General features: G+C 59.9%; 17 protein-coding genes. 2 read left to right on the top strand and 15 right to left on the bottom strand.

Annotated elements, in window-relative coordinates; genetic code table 11:
• From E3T27_RS02775 to E3T27_RS02755, 5 genes are all read right to left on the bottom strand, one after another.
• A complete protein-coding gene (locus E3T27_RS02775) occupies nt 1-768 on the bottom strand; it encodes a hypothetical protein (RefSeq protein ID WP_134571488.1) in 768 nt (255 codons plus the stop codon).
• Nucleotides 769-815: 47 nt separating this feature from the next.
• Nucleotides 816-1,334 carry a GNAT family N-acetyltransferase gene (locus E3T27_RS02770; protein WP_104197411.1) on the bottom strand — a complete coding sequence of 173 codons (519 nt, stop codon included), beginning with the start codon at nt 1,332-1,334 and terminating at the stop codon, nt 816-818.
• 18 nt (nt 1,335-1,352) lie between these two features.
• Nucleotides 1,353-1,853 carry a hypothetical protein gene (locus E3T27_RS02765; RefSeq protein ID WP_241992088.1) on the bottom strand — a complete coding sequence of 167 codons (501 nt, stop codon included), beginning with the start codon at nt 1,851-1,853 and terminating at the stop codon, nt 1,353-1,355.
• Nucleotides 1,854-1,986: 133 nt separating this feature from the next.
• Nucleotides 1,987-2,490, bottom strand: a complete 504-nt coding sequence (lepB, locus tag E3T27_RS02760; protein ID WP_241992087.1) for a signal peptidase I — start codon at nt 2,488-2,490, stop codon at nt 1,987-1,989.
• A gap of 23 nt (nt 2,491-2,513) precedes the next feature.
• Nucleotides 2,514-3,956, bottom strand: coding sequence for a multicopper oxidase family protein (locus tag E3T27_RS02755; RefSeq protein WP_241992086.1), 1,443 nt, complete (start codon nt 3,954-3,956; stop codon nt 2,514-2,516).
• A 604-nt stretch (nt 3,957-4,560) separates the two neighbouring features.
• On the opposite strand from E3T27_RS02755, the gene E3T27_RS02750 reads away from it, so the two are divergent.
• Complete coding sequence (locus E3T27_RS02750) at nt 4,561-6,786, top strand: fibronectin type III domain-containing protein (RefSeq protein ID WP_241992085.1); 2,226 nt, start codon at nt 4,561-4,563, stop codon at nt 6,784-6,786.
• A 608-nt stretch (nt 6,787-7,394) separates the two neighbouring features.
• Here E3T27_RS02750 and lepB (E3T27_RS02745) read toward each other — a convergent pair.
• The 9 genes from lepB (E3T27_RS02745) to E3T27_RS02705 form a co-directional block, all read right to left on the bottom strand.
• A complete protein-coding gene (gene lepB / locus E3T27_RS02745; protein WP_277612384.1) occupies nt 7,395-7,892 on the bottom strand; it encodes a signal peptidase I in 498 nt (165 codons plus the stop codon).
• Entirely contained in the window at nt 7,874-9,484 is a 1,611-nt protein-coding gene (locus tag E3T27_RS02740) for a multicopper oxidase family protein (protein ID WP_134571484.1), read from the bottom strand. The genes lepB (E3T27_RS02745) and E3T27_RS02740 overlap by 19 nt, the downstream gene beginning before the upstream one ends.
• 78 nt (nt 9,485-9,562) lie before the next feature.
• Complete coding sequence (locus tag E3T27_RS02735) at nt 9,563-10,528, bottom strand: AfsR/SARP family transcriptional regulator (protein WP_134571483.1); 966 nt, start codon at nt 10,526-10,528, stop codon at nt 9,563-9,565.
• A gap of 278 nt (nt 10,529-10,806) precedes the next feature.
• Nucleotides 10,807-11,256 (bottom strand): hypothetical protein, encoded by a 450-nt coding sequence (locus E3T27_RS02730; protein ID WP_134571482.1) that lies wholly within the window; start codon nt 11,254-11,256, stop codon nt 10,807-10,809.
• A 274-nt stretch (nt 11,257-11,530) separates the two neighbouring features.
• Complete coding sequence (locus E3T27_RS02725; protein WP_134571481.1) at nt 11,531-11,833, bottom strand: hypothetical protein; 303 nt, start codon at nt 11,831-11,833, stop codon at nt 11,531-11,533.
• Complete coding sequence (locus tag E3T27_RS02720; protein ID WP_134571480.1) at nt 11,833-12,036, bottom strand: HAAS signaling domain-containing protein; 204 nt, start codon at nt 12,034-12,036, stop codon at nt 11,833-11,835. Before E3T27_RS02720 ends, E3T27_RS02725 begins: the two co-directional genes overlap by 1 nt.
• Nucleotides 12,037-12,179: 143 nt before the next feature.
• Nucleotides 12,180-12,311, bottom strand: a complete 132-nt coding sequence (locus E3T27_RS17270; protein ID WP_198416458.1) for a PadR family transcriptional regulator — start codon at nt 12,309-12,311, stop codon at nt 12,180-12,182.
• A gap of 352 nt (nt 12,312-12,663) precedes the next feature.
• Complete coding sequence (locus E3T27_RS02710; protein WP_104197399.1) at nt 12,664-13,755, bottom strand: CU044_5270 family protein; 1,092 nt, start codon at nt 13,753-13,755, stop codon at nt 12,664-12,666.
• Nucleotides 13,718-14,311, bottom strand: coding sequence for an RNA polymerase sigma factor (locus tag E3T27_RS02705; RefSeq protein WP_241992084.1), 594 nt, complete (start codon nt 14,309-14,311; stop codon nt 13,718-13,720). Before E3T27_RS02705 ends, E3T27_RS02710 begins: the two co-directional genes overlap by 38 nt.
• Before the next feature lie 144 nt (nt 14,312-14,455).
• Between E3T27_RS02705 and E3T27_RS02700 the strand changes: the two genes are divergently transcribed.
• The gene (locus tag E3T27_RS02700) at nt 14,456-15,121 is read left to right on the top strand and encodes a hypothetical protein (protein ID WP_104197398.1); all 666 of its coding nucleotides are present in this window, start codon (nt 14,456-14,458) and stop codon (nt 15,119-15,121) included.
• A gap of 392 nt (nt 15,122-15,513) precedes the next feature.
• On the opposite strand, the gene E3T27_RS02695 is transcribed toward E3T27_RS02700, so the two are convergent.
• On the bottom strand, nt 15,514-17,016 hold the full coding sequence (locus E3T27_RS02695; RefSeq protein WP_166786074.1) for a glycosyltransferase family 39 protein: 1,503 nt from the start codon (nt 17,014-17,016) through the stop codon (nt 15,514-15,516).
• Between the last annotated feature and the right edge of the window lie 67 nt (nt 17,017-17,083).

The following is a 17,083-nucleotide window of genomic DNA, read 5'->3' as shown; positions in this document are numbered from 1 at the left end:
TCATTCGTAGCGAATCGCGGCCAAATTCGTGGTTTTCCCCAGCCGACTGGCGGCAACGGCGTAGGTCAGGGTGGCATAACTGGCCGCCATGGACTGCAGTCGATCGTCGGCGAGGTCCGTTCGGGTGCCCGCGGGCACCCCTCCAGTTGTGAAAATCGTGCTTGACTGCAACGCCGTTCGCGCCCGTTCCAGCGCGGGCGTTGACCCGTCAGTGCCAAGGAGCAGGATGCTCGGCGTGAGCTTCGCCACATCGGTTGCTTCCGCTGGGGTGAACACAGCGAGCGCACCTGTCAGGACATCGCTATTGACGGAGACGACGGCCGCAGACGGAACCGCTCCGAGGCCGAGGCCGTTCGCGGCATCCGCCAAGAGCAAGAGCCGGCCCACGTCGGGGCCGTCACCCGAGTCACGCCGGTACACGGTGACCACCCCGGTGATGCCTGGAATTGCGGCGAGGGGCGCGCATTCTGCATCCGTTTCCGCGGGGTCGGGCGCGTCTGAGCTGGGTTCCAGGTATTGGATAAGGGTACTGACGGCAAGTAATCCCGGCTCAACGCTGGGGGCAGCGCTTCGGTCGGCGGTCGTTGCGGCGCCCGCGAAGACACTCACCATGAACACGGCAACCACGAGGCCGCTCACGGAACGGAACGTGGCCGAGTGCGTCCGACGGATGCGGTTGCCCGCGGTCGCCGCGGATGCCGCGACGGTCATCGCCACCACCATGGCAGCCGTGAGCGGAGTCACGGCGAGGTCTGCGGCAAAGGACACACCGTCGTCAACGGCAGCGAGCGCGGCGACCGGGCCGAGCAGCCGCGCTACGGTTGCTGGGATTCCCAGCGAGTTTCACCATCTTTCGTCGATGGGGTTGCATGGAGGGCTTGATTTTGCGCCACCTTCATAGACGCTTGATGGTTCGGATGAATGTGCGCTGTGAAACGGTGGACTCCGTGTGATCTCAACCAGGCGACCATCGCCTGGGCGGCCTCAGAAGCAATCCCCTGCCCTTGCCATTTCGGTGAAATCACCCAAGCGATGTCAGCCACCAGACTTGACCCGTCGTCTCTGACGGTTGCCTGTACGAATCCCACCGCTTTCCCTGAATCTCGATTGCTGACAACCCAGTTCAACCACCACTGCGATCCATCGGCAGAGTGCCCAACGGCTTGCCTGGAGTAACGGTTCTCCAGCACCGTGAGTGATGGTATTTCTCCGCCGGTGTATTCATAAAGCGAAGGGTCGACCAAAGCTTCGACCATTGCGGGCGCATGCTCCACTGACAGCGGTTCCAGCAAAAGTCGCGCAGAAAAAACGGGTTCAGGCGTGGGCCAATCCATTCTTTGAGAATGGCAGAGTCATGCGGCCTTCGTAAGCCGAACGTGCTGCGAAGCGCAGCAGGCAGCATCCCCTCGCCGTATCTTCCGGAGTGTCGACGGGATGCCAGGTGGGCAGATCGCGCGCTTCTGGCCGAGTCGGGCGAAGAGCAACAGTACAAGCGCGGTACCCGATAACAGCCCGTCTAAAATGCCGGCGGGAAGCAGAAAGATCATCAGCATTAACGTCACGATGCAATTGACCAAGGACAGCCCCAGTCCCCATAGTCGGTTCCGCAGCAGCCCGACCGCGCCACATATACGCAGACCCGCAAAGACCCCGCTCATGACCATCATGAGATAAAGATTGTCCTGCAAATAGGGAAGGGCGAAAATATCGGCATTTTCGACAATGGATGCCTGCGGGATCTGCATAACGATAAGAACAAGGGCGCCATTGAAGACGACCCCTTCCATAAGTACGCCCTGAACCAGGAGCAACCCGGCCGCCCACCGATACTGCCGCCACTGAGTTATGTCCATTCCATAACCATAAGGTGCAAGACGGTTCCCCACGACTGAAGTCACACCAATAGGGAGAGACCATGAACAATAAGATCACGTCGATTATCATTTCTTGGTTTTGTAGTACTGCGTAGGCTACAAACACCATTGCCTACTCGTGGGGCCACAATAGTGACATGCCGAAGTTATCCAGCGGTACGGCGCCGAATTCGCGCGAGTCGATGGACACAGCGCGGTTATCGCCGAGAACGAAGACGTGACCCGCCGGCACGGTCACCGGGCCGAAGTATGTCCCATCGATTCGACTGTGATCCACGAAGGGTTCACTAACCCGGGCCCCATCCACGTACAGGATGGCATCGCGAATGTCGACCCGCTGGCCCCCGACAGCGATCACTCGCTTGATCGTCGTGTGACCGTCCTTGGGACTTTGAAAGACCACGAGCCGCCCGGCGGTGAAAGCATCCGCTGATGGCGAGGTCTTCATCAGAAAAATTATGCTTCCGCGAAGCACTGTCGGTTCCATGCTGTTGGACGAAACGATCAGCGGTTCGACAACCCACAGACGCAACCCTAAAAGCAAGGCCAACGTCACGATGACTGCCACCGTGGTGCGCACGCGCGTCGCGCTCGCACCACGGTGGCCAGTTGTCACACTTTGCCCCACTTTTATTTGGGTCAGGCTAGTCCGGTGTCCCATTGTGCCGGGGCCGCCGTTATCGGATTGTTCGTGATGGTGTCTGCCGCGTCCTCGGGTCCAACGCGATACTGAACCATCATGTCGTGATCCTCGTGCACGGTGTTGTGGCAGTGAATCATGTATCGGCCGGTGTGTGGCCCGAACTTCATCAGTACCTGCACTTTCTCGTTCTCGCCCACATACACGACGTCCTTCGGCCCCTTCTCGTATGCGAACGGGGCCTGCCCGTTTCGGCTGAGAACTTGAAAGTCGATCAGGTGGATGTGCATGGGGTGATACCAGCCGCCGCCTGGGTTGTGAAATTCCCAAATTTCGACCGCGTTCAGGTCTGGATTCGCCGCCACGTCACGGAATCCGCTGGCAACGATCGGCTCCCATGTCGTGCCATTAATGGTCCACAAACCGTTATTGCGGGCTATTTTGAACGGGCGCGTAATCGTCGTTGCGGAAGGCTTGAGCGCCATCACTTCACTAGGAGCCAGTTGCACGGGAATCGTGTTCCAGGTGGGATCTTTCGTGTCGACCGGGTCCGGAACGACGTCGAAAGCCATGATCGAATTCGTGAACTCGTAGTCGACGTTGTTTTTATTCGACATGTTGCGCAGCTCGATCCGTTGGCCCGCCTTGTATTTACGGAAGTCGATCAGAATTTCATAGCGCTCGGCCGGGCCGTGGCGCCAGCTCGCCACAGACTGGGACACGGGCATCAGCCCGCCGTCGGTGGCGACCATCGTTACGGGATCGCCCGTGCTGAGGGTTGGACGCAACGACCGGGAAATGCAGGCGTTCACGACGCGGAACCGGTAGACGCGCTTCTTGACCTTCATGACCGGCCACGGCCTGCCGTTGACCAAAACCACATCGCCCCAGAGCCCGGAGTGGCTGTTGTCCTCGTAAGCGAGCGATCCGTCGACCGCGAACATGGCGTCATTAATGGTCAACGCAACGTCGAATTCTCCCTGGGGAAGGAGCGCTCGTTCCAGCGGATCGTGCAGGTGGTACTGCGCGGCCAGGCCCGAGTAGACGTTGATCGCGGTGTGATGCACCGCATGATCGTGGTACCACAAGGTGCGGGCCGGTTGAAAGTTGGGGTACACGTAGTCCTTGCGAAATCCCGGATTCGTGATGTCGTTTGCGTAGCCGTCATATTGCGGCAGCGAGGCCGATCCATGCAGGTGCGTGGACGAGTAGAGCGGGTGACCGTCGTACGGATGCGTGGCGGGCAGCTGATTACGCATGCGCACCACAGCCTTCGTCCCCTGTTCGACGCTGATGGTCGGGCCAGGAAAAATACCGTTATACCCAAGAATTGGGGTCTTCAGCCGCGGAAGAATAGCGGCACTGGCCGCCATCGCCGCGAGAGTGTAATACTGCGTGGGCGCCCCGTCGACGGGATCAATACCCGATCGATCAGGTCGCAAAATGGGCGCCTGAACGAACGGTGTTTGATACGGTCGGGGCAACTCGCTCGGGTCAAGAGCGCTCGCGGCTCCTGCTTCCGCATTCCGCAGGGGTAGCGTCAATAAGCCCGCTCCCACCGCGCCCACACCACCTAATAACAAAACCTGTCGCCGAGAAATAGTCATGCTGTCGATACCTTTCATGCGGTTGATGTCGGAACGTTATCCCGCACCGGGGAGGGAGACTAGGGATCATTTCTTACAGAAATGTGACGCCTAACGCCGGGAGAGGATCGCGCCCGGTGGCCGTCGCGAGTGAATATCGACTGATCGTGTTACAGAATCGATTTATCGGCCAAATTCGAGATGATGAGTTTGACCGTTCTAGGTGACTTGCCACTTCTTTGGTGATCACAAACCTTTACCGAATCCAACGCTAGACAAAGCGCCACTCCTAACCACCCATGTCGGGGCTGGATAATCATGGTTTCTCCAAGGTCCCCGGACGAGAGTGCAACTATGTGTGAATTTCTCACGCATTCTCATGAAGGAGCGAATCACCGTGAAAACCAGCCCATCTGCGGCGGGTCCTGGAAACAGGATTTCTTCCGTAAGGCGCGCGACCGTGTTTGGAGTCTCAGCAGCAGTGCTGATCGCACCCTTCATCATCGCCGTACCGGCCGCTTTGGCGGCTGTCCCGACTTTTCCCGACAACATCATCGTCTTCCCGGACCGCGACTTCATCACCATCGAGGGCTACCAGGACCGCATTGGCCAGATCGCAACCGTAGAAGTTACGCGTCCCGGGGTCGGTGTGATTGGTTCAGCGGAATCGGTGGTGAGCGCGGGCGACATCGCTTTCGAAATCAACCACCCGGGCGGCGCCTGCTGGGGCGCCGGCACGACGCTGAAAGTTACCCCCGACATCCGTCCCGGAGACCTCGTGTCAATGAAGTTCGGTGCCACTGCAGCCGGTGACACCACAACCCAAGACGTATATGTGAACGCAACGCCGGTGCTCGCCGCCGACGGCGTCACCGTCACCATCACCGGTTTTATTGGCGATGGTGCAAATGAAAATCAGATTGAACAGCGAATCGTCGAACCGGCGTTCAGGAACACCGCTGTCGCCCGTCGGGAAGTGCGCGCTGTGCCTGGACCGCTCACAGCCAACGTCGGTTACAGCTCATCGCTCGAGTACGGCATTGCGGGCTCGAACACTTTCACGGCCACCTACGTATTCGACAGCCAAGATGCTGCGAACATTGCCGCTGCCGCCGGAACCGGTGTGCGCGTGATGTCCTGGCAGCTCGAGGATGCCGCCGCTAACCGCCAAGGTCTCACCATCGCCGAGTTCGGCGAATTGGGCGGTCCTGGAATGGGCGGATGCCCGAACGGTCCGTTGCAATCAGGACCAGCCGGAGCGACCGATGTCATCGCCGCCACTGTGGCAGATTCCCTCAAGATCACGTGGACCCCAGCAAAAGCGATCCCCGGCACACCGGCGATCACCGGATACCGGGTTCACGCGGTAGCGCAAACGGTCGTCAACGGAGAGCGCGCGGAATTTGGCAAGCGCATCGACTCCGCTGCGGCGAAGACCACTACGATCTCGGGGCTTAATCCAGCCGAGACGTATGACGTTTTCCTCGTCTCAGTGAGCAGCGCGGGCGAAACCTTTCCCGCCGTGCATGCCATCCCGGTCACCGACATCGTGGCGCCCCTAACGACAGCCTCCCCCCAGAGCGGGTCGTTCCGCACCGCCCAGCAGCTCACTCTGAGCTCCAATGAGGCGGCAGCGGAGATTTACTACACGACAGACGGGTCGGATGTTTTTCTATCCGGCGGCACTTTGTCTACGGTCGCTGTGCTCTACACGCAGCCCCTCAACATTGACGCAACGACTACGGTGAACTTTGCCGCAGTCGACCCATCCGGCAACATCTCGACGCAGGGCCAAGTGATGTTGACCATCACGAATGAGCCTCTCCCCTCGACGCCAACCTTCTCCTCGCCAGCGATCGCCGGCACGGGAAGCATGACGCTGAACTGGGCTGCTGCAAACCCGGGAGCTCCGGAACTCACTGTGACAGGTTATTCCGTGCAGGCGTACACCTCTGATGGACTTGTTTCGGGTCCCGCGCGCACCACCGCAGGAGACGTGACAACACTCGTCTTCGACGGTTTGGCTCCAGATACGACCTATCAATTCACGGTCACTGCGAGCAATGCAAACGGCGCCGGCGCCGAATCGGCTAAGTCCGATCCGGTCCAAGCACTCGGCGCTCTCGTTGCTAACGCGGGAGCCGATCAGGCGATCACTCGGGCAGTCACCGCGACCACGGTGGTGCTCGACGGCAGCCGCTCGACCAGCACGGAAACGACCTACCTGTGGGAGCAGGTGCTCACTGGGCTAACGGATCCCGACCGCGTCACCCTCACCGGGCCCACGACGGTCAATCCAACGTTCTCTTTGCCGCTCTTCGCGACACCGATGACGAACAATCCGTTGACCTTCCTGCTCACTGTGACTTCGGGTTCTGCCGTGCGCACCGATGAGGTGCGAATCACACCGATCGCCAGCCAGATCACTGTCACCGGCGCGAGATGGAAGACGCGCGACTTTAGAGTCGACGGAATCAGCTCGTCGGTCGGCGGCACCGTGACAATCCACCGTGACGGACCGACTGGTCCTGTCATTGGTCGCGCGCCGATCACGGCAGCGGCGGCGCCGCAGACCGGTGGAGTGTTTACCTACCGGCTCAGGACCTCGATCAGCAACCCCGGCTCGGTCTGGATCGATTCCACCCTGGGCGGCGTCGTGGGTCCGGTGGCCGTGACCGCTGGGTAACGGCTACGAGATAACACGGGAACGGGCTCTCACGGCGTCAGCGGTGAGAGCCCGTTTCGTGTGCCGTCTGGCCGCAGCGCTTAGGCGTTTCATCAGGAGTTCACAGACGAGCTGTGCATCGAGTTGATCGAGACGTCGAAACCGATCAGGGCCGTATTAACACCGATGGAAAATAGGGCCAAGCACGACGCAAACCACGAAGAAGCAGCGAGGCACGCCGATCCCGATTTGCATGACCATGATCTGCGATCGTCCCCCAGAGGTAGAGGACCGATCCGTGCCCGGCAACCGGGAGGGTGATCTCATCCCCCGCCGAACGCTTCACTAGGCTACTGATCACTGAATAGACCACCCGGCGTTGCAACGCCCCCTAGAAACCGCCGCGATACTGGCCCCATTTTCAGTTTGCGTTGAGAGGCCGTCGCCACCGCAAATGGTGCCGCCCCGCCCCTGCGCAATTGCTTTGGGCACAACATCACCCGATGCCCCCATCGCCCTTACCCTGCTCAGCCTCGGCGGCCACAAACAGAAAGTCTGCGGACGCAATTGATCGCGGAAGAGTTAGGAGACCCGTTTTCAAGCTGATTCGAGCACAGCTGGGTGATCGCTCACCACGGCCAGAGAACCGTGCCTGCCACGTCGGCGATGGGAATGAAACCGTAATCCCTTGAGTCGATCGAAATCGCGCGATTGTCTCCGAGCACGAAAAGATGGCCGGCGGGCACTGTAACTCGGTGAAAGAACGTTCCGTCGATCTGGCGAGAGTCCACATACTGCTCAACGATGAGTGCGCCGTCAACGTAAAGTGCGCCGTCTCGAATAGCGACAGTTTGTCCTGCGGCACCAGCCACACGTTTCAACGTGCGCTTGCCGTCCTCAGGGCTGCGAAAGACCACCATTTGGCCCACGGTTGGGCCGTCAAGCGACGGTGCCGCAGAATGAACGAGAACGATGCTGCCCTGCATCACTGTGGGTTCCATGCTGTCGGAAACCACCGTCATCGGCGCGGCCACCCACACGCGAAGTGCGAGCATGACAATGGCACCCACCATAATCACCGAGATGATTCTGGTGGGTGCCTTAGTCGCTATACCTGGGTGTCCCATACCGGAGGTGCCGCCGAAATCGGGTCGTTGGGGTCGACGTCGGTTGCGGCTAGCCCGACGCTGAACTGCACCATCATGTCGTGGTCCTCGTGGGGAAGGTTGTGGCAGTGAATCATGTACTTGCCCCGATGCGGGCCGAACTTCATGAGCAGCCTGACGGTTTCGCCCTCTCCCACGTAGACGACGTCCTTGGGCCCCATCTCGGCTGGAAACGGCGCTCTGCCATTGCGGCCGAGGATCTGAAAGTCCACGAGGTGAATATGAATGGGGTGAAACCATCCCCCAGAACTATTCTCGAATTCCCAGATTTCTGTCGCGTCAAGCGCGGGGTTGGCGGCCACCTTAGTGAAGCCACTCTCGACGACTGCCTGCCAGGAACCGTCATCGATGGTCCACAGGTTGGTCAAATCATTGCGCTTCACCCGAAAATGCCGAGTCTTGGTTGATTGCGCGGCAGTGAGGCTCATGACTTCGCTGCCAACCAGGGTCGTCGGAATGGTGTTCCAAGTCGGATCCATGGTGTCAACCGGGTCGCCGACCACGTCGAACGCCATGATTTTACTGGTGAAGTCGTAGTCAACGTTGTTCTTGTTGGAAAAGTTCCGGAGCTCGATCCGTTGACCAGTCTGGTACTTGCGAAAGTCGATGAGGATTTCGTACCGCTCTGCCCCCGCGTGTCGGTAGTTTGCGACGCTGCGGGACCGCGGCATAAGCCCACCGTCTGTGCCAACAATTACGAGAGGATCACCCGTGCTGAGCGTAGGCCTGAGGGAACGCGAAATGCTGGCGTTCAGAATTCGGAACCGGTAAACGCGTTTCTGTACCTTCATCACCGGCCACGGCTTGCCGTTCACCAGAATGACATCGCCCCACAGACCCGAGTGGTCGTTGTCGTCATACCCGAGTGAGCCATCTACTGCGAACATTGCGTCAGTTATGGTGAGCGGCACATCGAAAGGCCCTTGAGGCAGAAGAGCCCGTTCCAGGGGATCGTGCAAGTGATACTGTCCGGCAAGGCCCGAGTAGGCATTCTGCGCCGTGTTATGCACCCCGTGATCGTGATACCAGAGGGTGCGTGCGGGCTGGAAGTTGGGGTAGTGGTAGTCCTTGTAAAAACCTGGAGGCGTGATGTCACTCGCATATCCGTCGTACTGCGGCAACGACGCCGAGCCGTGCAAATGCGTCGACGTTGACAAGGCATGACCATCGAGCGGATGGGTGGCCGGCAGCTTGTTGCGCACTCGGAGCACCACCTTCGTTCCTTGGTCGACGCTGAGGGTCGGTCCGGGAAAAATCCCGTTATAGCCAAGAATTGGCGTTTTCAGGCGCGGCAAGATCGATGCACTCGCGGCGATTTCGGACACAGAGTAATAGTTCGCTGGCGCGCCGTCGAGCGGGTCGATTTCGACCCGGGTGGGGCGAAGGATGGGTGCCTGCACGAGGGGCGTTCTGAACGGCCTCGGCATCTCGCTGTAGGGAAGACGGCTGATAGATTTCGCGTTCAGTGTTTCGCGCGGCAGCCAGAGGGCACCTGCAGCACCCGCAGCACCGATCCCACCTATTAGCAACACTTGACGGCGTGTGATTGTCATGAGTTCTCCTCGAAAATTCGTGTGTGCCTAAAGTTCTCTCACCGTCCTTATAGAAACCCTGCTATCGGCAGATGTGCTTCACGCCGCTTCGTTGACCCGGCGCAGAAACGAGGAAAGCACCTGCTGCGCCGCTCGCACCGCAGCCCGCGCGTATGAGTCATCCGACCCCTCGTGTGGTCGCACGCTCCCGTTCGTGATGCGTGACAATTGGTTGTTCAGCACAAGGAGCGCGGTCACCGCATCCGAGAGGTCACTGTGACTGTTCGCCGTAGCCATGAGCATCCGCGAGTAAGCCTCTCGCAGGGTCGCGCTGGGCGCGCACCCGAGCTCACGGTCGAGCATCGACCGGTAGCGCGCGAATTCCCTGAGCCCCTCGGCGAGCTGGCCATCTTTCTCGAACCCTAGGATTACCGCAGTCCACGCAGCCTCATTCAACGGGTCATCGAGGAGAGCCTGATTCGCCCAGAAAATGGACTCACCGGTCCTGCCGGTGGCGGCAGCCAAAGCAGACGCGTACACGCGAGTGTTGGTCACGACAGCGGCGTGCCTGCGGCGCTCCTCCTCTGCCCACACCGGAGTCAACTCGTCAGTGAAAAGGGGAACGGTAGCAAGCGCGAGCGCATCCAGCAGGAGCGGGTATGCGGCGTCTGCGCTCACCCACTGCGCTTCGCGCACCAGCGAGTCAAATCGGGCCAGGTCAAGATCAACTGTCGTACTGTCGATCAGGTAGCCACCCGTCGTCGTGCGCAGCGGCCCGGTTTTCCCGTACCCCGGCTGCAAGTGCCGTCTCAGCACACTGACGTAACTTTCAACGGACACCATGGCTTTTTGTGGGGGAGCATCACTCCACAAAAGATCAATGAGGCTGTTTTTGGAGACGGGGCGGCCAAAGTTGATGAGCAGGATCTCCAGGATTTGTCGAGGCTTAGGCCCCCCTAAATCTTGGGCGTGAAGCACCGTGTTTCCTCGTTGTATTGTGAGCGCGCCAATGATCTTCATGGACATTTTGACGTCGTTGTCTTGCCGGGGACGAGTAAAAGTCATGGGATTCCTCGGTTTTAATGGGATTTTTCGATCTCCCCATCGTGCTATCTAGGCGGGCACGGGGCATCCCCTGCGTTTGGCGTTCGGTATCCCCAAAATTGAGGATCAACTCCCGACGTTGGAGAGAACAAGATCGAAGTTTCGCGCACCCAATCCCTGAATTGAGTGGCGAGTTCAGCCGGTGTGGTGACCAGCGCCCAGTGCAAATCGGGCCGCGTCAGTTTCGAGGATCAGGTCAATCGCCTGGTTGGGAATTTCGAACACTTGGGTCGCGGTGATTACCTCCCCCTGCGCAAGGATTGCCGATTTTGGGTCCGCCCAGAGCAAACGCGATTTGGCGGCCCCCGCCTGGTGATCGTGAAATCGTTGGCGCTGTACTCAAGCCCCTCCGCTTCGAGCGCGGTCAGTTCGAGGATGATGCGTACCCGGTGAGTCCCGTCGGCCACCGACTCGGTGAGGACGGTGGCAGGTTCTTCAGGCAGCCAGCCGTCGCTCTCCAGCGGTACCACACCGTTGATCCGAGCGATTCCGCCAGACACCGTTCCGGAAGCGCCGAGCAGCGTCCCCTCAGCCTGTTCCCCCGGAATTGCGATCACAATGACAGCAGCAGCAAGAAACAGCGCGCCAAGACCGATTAGCGGGCCCAGCAGTCTGCGCCGTCGTTGAGGATCAAAAACGGTGGGCTCACGTATGGTGGCAGCCGCGGTGGGCGAAAGGAAGTCGTTCATGTGCAAATGTTGGACTTCGGCTCTTGGGAAAACCTTGACGAAAGCGAGGGTGGGTTCGCACCAATCCGACGGGCGTGAACCAGCCCGCAAGCCGGACGACCAGCAGGCGCGTCGAAGCGTGAATTTGCTCGAGTCGATTCGCTGAGCGAGTCGCCCGTAATCGGCGATACGGCTGTTGGCCGCGCTCGTTGGGAAAGCTGGAGCAGCTTGAATGGTCCCGATCCGGTTTGACCAGTGGTCATAGGTTTCGGCGCAATGTACGTTCTCGTTTTACCTACGCCGATTGCAATTGATCCTCGATGGGCGCGGATTTGGAGTTTCTGAGTATCGGCACGGTTGCGGCTACCAAGAGGATGAAGGACACCGCGGCGCCGATGATGAATCCCAGACGGGGCTCCATGGCGTCCATGGCGTCCATGGCGAACCCCACCATGACGGCGGCAACGGCGGCACCAGCGTTGACTGCCGTGTTGATCCAGCTAGATGCCTCGGTGCGCACCTCTGGAGCGGTGACGTCGTCCGCGAGTAGGTAGCCGGTCACGAGCGACGGGGCGAGGAAGAGACGATCAGTGCCCATCAACGGATCATGTGGAACCTCGGCGCGAAGTTGTCGGCGTACTCGCTCGGTGTCCCAAATTCGAAGGCTGGGTCCTCACTGGATTCGGCAGCGTGGCTTTCAACCTCGCGCACGATCTGCGTGATCTCTTCCTCGGGAACACCGCGAAGTTCGAGTATCTCCGTAAGCTCCGCCGAATATTTTTCCAGTGCTGCTTCGGTCATGATTGAAGCTTCTCCCCGGAAATGATGGCCGTGGCATGGTCAGAGAAGATCTGCCAGTCGATTCGTAACGTTCTGAGGTGCTGTTCGCCAGTCGGAGATATCGAATAGCACTTACGTCCAGGGCCACCTGCGCTTGCCCTCCACTACGTGACCACATCGCCATCCTGTTCCAGCCTGCTTAGGAGTGGATAGAGGGTCCCGTCCTTCACAACTCCGAGCCCGCCTGCCTTCAGTCGCTGGGCGACAAGATACCCGTAGGTTTCTTCCTCGCTCACGATAGAGAGCACTGCGGCGGTGAGGGCGCCCCTGAGCCATTCGGCCGACCGCGCCGAATTCTTCAGGAGTAGATGGTGCCACCTATTCGGTGGGCGCGTCACCTAGCTTCACCGTGCCCGTAGTCGTGTTGTGCTGAGAGCGTCGCTGCTTCCCGCAAGCCGAACGGTGACCGGAACACCTGGAAAGACGATCGAGGTCCCTCTGCCGGTTTGCTTGAGCTGAGATCGCAGTGAAGAACCTCGCGGGGACTACTCGCAAAAGTATGTGGAGGCCGGCGCTCGCCCGTATCGAGACTCAGCCGCCGATGCAGTCGCCGCTTCCGCTGTAGCAGGGGCGATAGTTCGGTCGTCGCTACCCCGGCAAGCCCATGTCGCCATACAGTTTGCCGCCCGCGGGCGCTTCGTCCACGACGGTAATAGTGATTGCGGTCCACGCGACGCTCGTTCCCACGGGGAAGGGTGATTTTTTCGTCGGATCCACGAGTACGGCGCGTTCTCCGATAAGTCGGCCCGTCCGGGCGTCGATGATGATGTCATGACGGAGGCCGTCACTGGGTTCCGTCCGTCCAATGGACACCCCGGTGCGGTCGTTCAGCGTAGCTGCGCTGTCCGTGATGACGACGCCGGGAATCATCGCCGCGGCCTCGTAGAGTGCTGCACGAATCTCAGCCTTGGCGCCAAATCCTCGGAGGCTGTCGGCAATCCAGGTAAATGCCGCGGCGTCGGGGGACGGTCCCGACCCGAGCGTAATGCGGTAGATGTAGTTGAGCAGGCGGTAGGGGTCGGTGGGGAGTCCGTCCAGCTTGTCGAGATTGGGACTGCTCGTCGCATAGAACGTGCCTCCCGGTGCGCGGACATTCTCTTGGTAGTCAGGTGTGCCGCGCTTGGCAAGTTGGCGATTCCAATCGTCTTGGGCGGCCGCTTCCGATTCCGGCCCGAACGATTGATACGGTTTGCGTAGGCCTCGCATCCACACCCAATCGTCATCACGGTTGGCCGGTATATACATCTGCCCCTCGTCGATCGTGAGAAATCCGATCTGACGATTGCCCTCAGCCGCTGCGGCCCCACCATAGACAGCGGTCGTGTCCACCCGAAGATACTGGCCCGGCTGCAAAATCGGGTCAGACGACGCGATTGCCAGGCCGGAGGTATCACGGAGCACGGCCGCGGCCGCGGCATCCGCCCCTCCCCGCCACCCCGCAAGGCCGACTAAATCGGTCATGACCAAGCCGGTGACAATGGCTGCCGCTGCTGCCGTGCCCAACGTCGAGTAGGCGATCCGTCGCAGCACAGGCCGCCGCATGTGCGTCGCCAGCGCCGCCGTCGGACGGCGGGAATCCTCGATGTGCGTCAACAACGCCGAGCGGGCCTCGTTCAACGCGTGCGGTGTGGGGGCGGTGACGTCAGATCGAGCGCTGCGAAGCAGTGTCAGTTCGTCCATGAAAGATCTCCTTGTCAATAGCGATATCAAGAGCAGAGCGAAGAAGGCGTCGAGCCCGGTTCAGACGAGACCGAACGGTACCGACCGGGATACCCAACGCGAGAGAGATGCCGGCGTAGTCAAGATCGCCCCACGCGTAGAGCAGAACGACGTCACGGTCACCGGGTGAGAGCCGGCGCAGGGCGGTGGTGATCCGTTTCACGGACCGTTCCGCATCCATGCGCGCGCCCGCTAATTCGATCGCATCGGGAGTGACGCCCGCAGCAATCTCTGCGAGCATGCCCTTCCACGCGACCGCTTCCCGACGAGCGTGCTGCTTGAGCAGCGTCGTCGCGATCCCCAATAACCAGGGAAGAGCATCCGCTACCGTCACATCGAACGTGGCGCGCTTGTCGAACGCCACCAGAAAAGTCTCCGACACGATGTCATCGGCGACTTGAGGACTGATCCGCCGAGCCGCATATCGGTGGACTTTGACGGCATGCCGGTCGAACAGCGTCGCGAAATCTTCCGGGCTACCGACCGATCGCTCGATCACTTTGTTGTCTGTGCTCACACTTGGTATTGCTTATTCACGAAGAAAAAGTTCATGATTCGACTTTAGAAGCACCGGCAGGACGAGCCCGGCATGATCCATCACGGCTGCGTCTCTCTTGTGACCTGACTAGACGTGCCGCGCGCTCTGAGTAAACTCGGTCGCATGGCAAACTCACAGCTTCGTGACCGCCCAGTATCACCCGCCTCCCTCGCTTTGTTGATCGGCGGGGGGCTACTGTTGGCCTCGGTCGTTATCACGGTGATCGCGCAGCCTTCGCTCTTCCCGTACGCCGAGACGGTGGGGCCCGCTCTGTTCTCCGCCGCCCTGTTAGTGTTCGCTTTCGGCGTGCGCGGCGCGGGCAGCGTTACAGCGCGCCGCCCGGTCGGCACTATCGCTCTCGCTTTGTTGGCCCTCTGGCTCCTTCTTGGATCTGTGCTGTACGGCGTTATTGGCGATGTCTTCTCGAACGACCCCACTCCGACCGTACTGATGTCTTTCGCCTACGCGGACTCGTTCGTGCAATTCGCTCTCGCATTGGTCGCGGTCATGCAGATCGCCCGGCTCGGCGCCGTGCCGGCTCCGTGGAACTGGGTGCCAGCCGGGGTCGTGGCGGCACTAACCGTGACCTGGCTGTTACTGCAAGTCCTGGGCGGAGGCTCAGCCACCACATACGGACCCAATCTGGTGACCTGGCTCCTGATGGGACTAGACGGCCTTGCCCGGATCGGCGGTACGGTACTGCTTGGTGTCATCGCCATTGTTCTCGCCGACCGCGTCAATCGCCGGGCGACTACCGGTGTACCGCTGGTGCCCGAAGCACAGACCTGAGTTCGAAAGATCTCCTTGTCAAGAGCGATATCAAGAGCAGAGCAAAGAAGGCGGTGAGCCCGCCCATCGCGAACCCTACTGCGCCGAATCACCGGGGAGGTGGACCAGCATCGTGAATCGTGTCCGACGCTCCGCCAACGTAGCTGTCAGCGCTCGTTGAGAAGTAGGCCAGTTTCGCTCTTCAAAAAGAAGGCCGCCCACCACGATTGGATGGGTGATTACAACTCACAAAAATCGAATGTCGCGACGGCCAAGTGAATCCGCCAACTTCTTGTGGGACGTCGGCACCTGTGCGCGTCAGCGCCTTGTCGAAGTCCATCCCCAAGACCGCAGCGCGCAAGTAATTCAAGGAGTGTTCTCAAGTGATTTTCTGCACCCCCCTCGGGATCACGTTAGCGTTCGTACAGGGTGATGACGGAACGATTCGTTTGGTGCGAGCTGGTGTCGAAGAACCCCATCGAGTGGAAGGCCGCGTTTATCTTCCGGACAGCATCGGTACCTGTTGAGCCAGCCGTGACAACCCAGATGCGTTCGAGTCTTACCAGATTCGACTCAATCTCATCGAGTGATCGTGTTTCATCGGAAAAAGTACCCGTCGTCGTGAAAGGTGCCTCGAATGCAATGTCTTCGGTGCTGATGAACGCCGTTGGGTAGGCGTAGAGAGCCAGCCGCGGCCTGAGCGTGGATTTGCCAGTATCCTGCAAGTAAATTCCGTCGCCCTGGGCCGCGTTGGAGTGAATGTAGTCGGCAATCTGGGAGAGATCACTGCCTCCGTCCTTCGCGAACGGTCCTCGCTGGGAGATGTAAGTGGGCGCGCTGGCTAACACCAGAACGCCAATCAATGCCCAGACGACGATCGCCCGCGCCGATAGCGTGAAAGCAATCGCCAAAAGAACGGCGACCGCCGGAGCGGTGAAGGAGAGATACCGGGCGTTGTACAGGGGGCCGACAAGGGCATCGGCGGTCAGAAGTACAACAAGCGGAACTGAAAACCAGGACGCAGCAAGGCGAAATGCGCTGCCATGCGGTCCTGACCAGATTCTTCGACACCGAAAAGCGAGCACGAGCAAGGCGCACCACGCGAGTGCCGCAACAAGCCAGGAACCATCAAACGCTGGCTTCGCGAAAATAGTCCATATAGTGACGACCGGCAGGTCGGATAGCCATGCAATCTGCTCCTTCTGCTGAACGCTCACAACAAGAATCGGGAGTGCCGCCACCACGGCGCTAGATGCGGCGAACAACCACGCCGCGAGCACGCGGCGCGCGCGATAGTCCAGAAGCAAGAAAACAAAGTGAACGGCGAGGATGAGCACGGTATACAAGAAAATATAGGTTCCGGCTGCGACAGTGACCGTATAAAAGGCCCACCAGCGCCAGTCTCTGGTGCGCGCGGCCACCAGAAGGACGATGGTGACCCACACTGCAACCGCTGCACTCAGCGCAAACGAGCGAGCTTCGATACCCATGGAGGTCGTGCGCGGGAGCACAGCAAAGATCACACCTGCTATGACGGCAACTCGCAGGCTCGTCATAGACGTGACCAAGACGACCAGCCCTGCAGCCGCAGCGCCAACGGCAAGCGCTGAGAGCGACCGTGTCGCCAACTCGGACTCGCCGAACATACCCACCCATAGCTTTAACAGGGAATAGTACGCGGCGTGCACCGCATCCTTGTGTTCGACAAACGCAAAGAGCTCCTGCCAACTGAGCCGGACCGCCCGAAGCGTCGCGACCTCGTCACTCCAAAAAGCGGGAACCCCGGAGCCAGCGATTGAGATGACGAGGGCAACCAGGCCGACGACCGCAGCTGCTTGATTCCTCCTGCCTGGAGAATGAATGCTTACTTCGCCCGCGAGATGAACTCTCGAAACCATAAGTGGAAGTGCGTGCACGGTTGGCCCCCAGATCGATTTCTGAGCCTATTCCATATAATTCTGTGGCGAAAACTCGCACGTCCCG

This window comes from Cryobacterium lyxosi, assembly GCF_004403345.1.
Taxonomy (GTDB): Bacteria; Actinomycetota; Actinomycetes; order Actinomycetales; family Microbacteriaceae; genus Cryobacterium; species Cryobacterium lyxosi.
This window is presented reverse-complemented; position numbering and strand designations above follow the sequence as displayed.

Excerpts from the sequence above, each read along its gene's own strand:
- E3T27_RS02710 (WP_104197399.1), bottom strand. The coding sequence starts at position 13,755 with ATGGACGAACTGACACTGCTTCGCAGCGCTCGATCTGACGTCACCGCC.
- E3T27_RS02730 (WP_134571482.1), bottom strand. The coding sequence starts at position 11,256 with ATGAACGACTTCCTTTCGCCCACCGCGGCTGCCACCATACGTGAGCCC.
- E3T27_RS02765 (WP_241992088.1), bottom strand. The coding sequence starts at position 1,853 with ATGGACATAACTCAGTGGCGGCAGTATCGGTGGGCGGCCGGGTTGCTC.
- E3T27_RS02735 (WP_134571483.1), bottom strand. The coding sequence starts at position 10,528 with ATGACTTTTACTCGTCCCCGGCAAGACAACGACGTCAAAATGTCCATG.
- E3T27_RS02720 (WP_134571480.1), bottom strand. The coding sequence starts at position 12,036 with ATGACCGAAGCAGCACTGGAAAAATATTCGGCGGAGCTTACGGAGATA.
- E3T27_RS02725 (WP_134571481.1), bottom strand. The coding sequence starts at position 11,833 with ATGGGCACTGATCGTCTCTTCCTCGCCCCGTCGCTCGTGACCGGCTAC.
- lepB (WP_277612384.1), bottom strand. The coding sequence starts at position 7,892 with ATGGGACACCCAGGTATAGCGACTAAGGCACCCACCAGAATCATCTCG.
- E3T27_RS02770 (WP_104197411.1), bottom strand. The coding sequence starts at position 1,334 with ATGGATTGGCCCACGCCTGAACCCGTTTTTTCTGCGCGACTTTTGCTG.
- E3T27_RS02700 (WP_104197398.1), top strand. The coding sequence starts at position 14,456 with ATGGCAAACTCACAGCTTCGTGACCGCCCAGTATCACCCGCCTCCCTC.
- E3T27_RS02740 (WP_134571484.1), bottom strand. The coding sequence starts at position 9,484 with ATGACAATCACACGCCGTCAAGTGTTGCTAATAGGTGGGATCGGTGCT.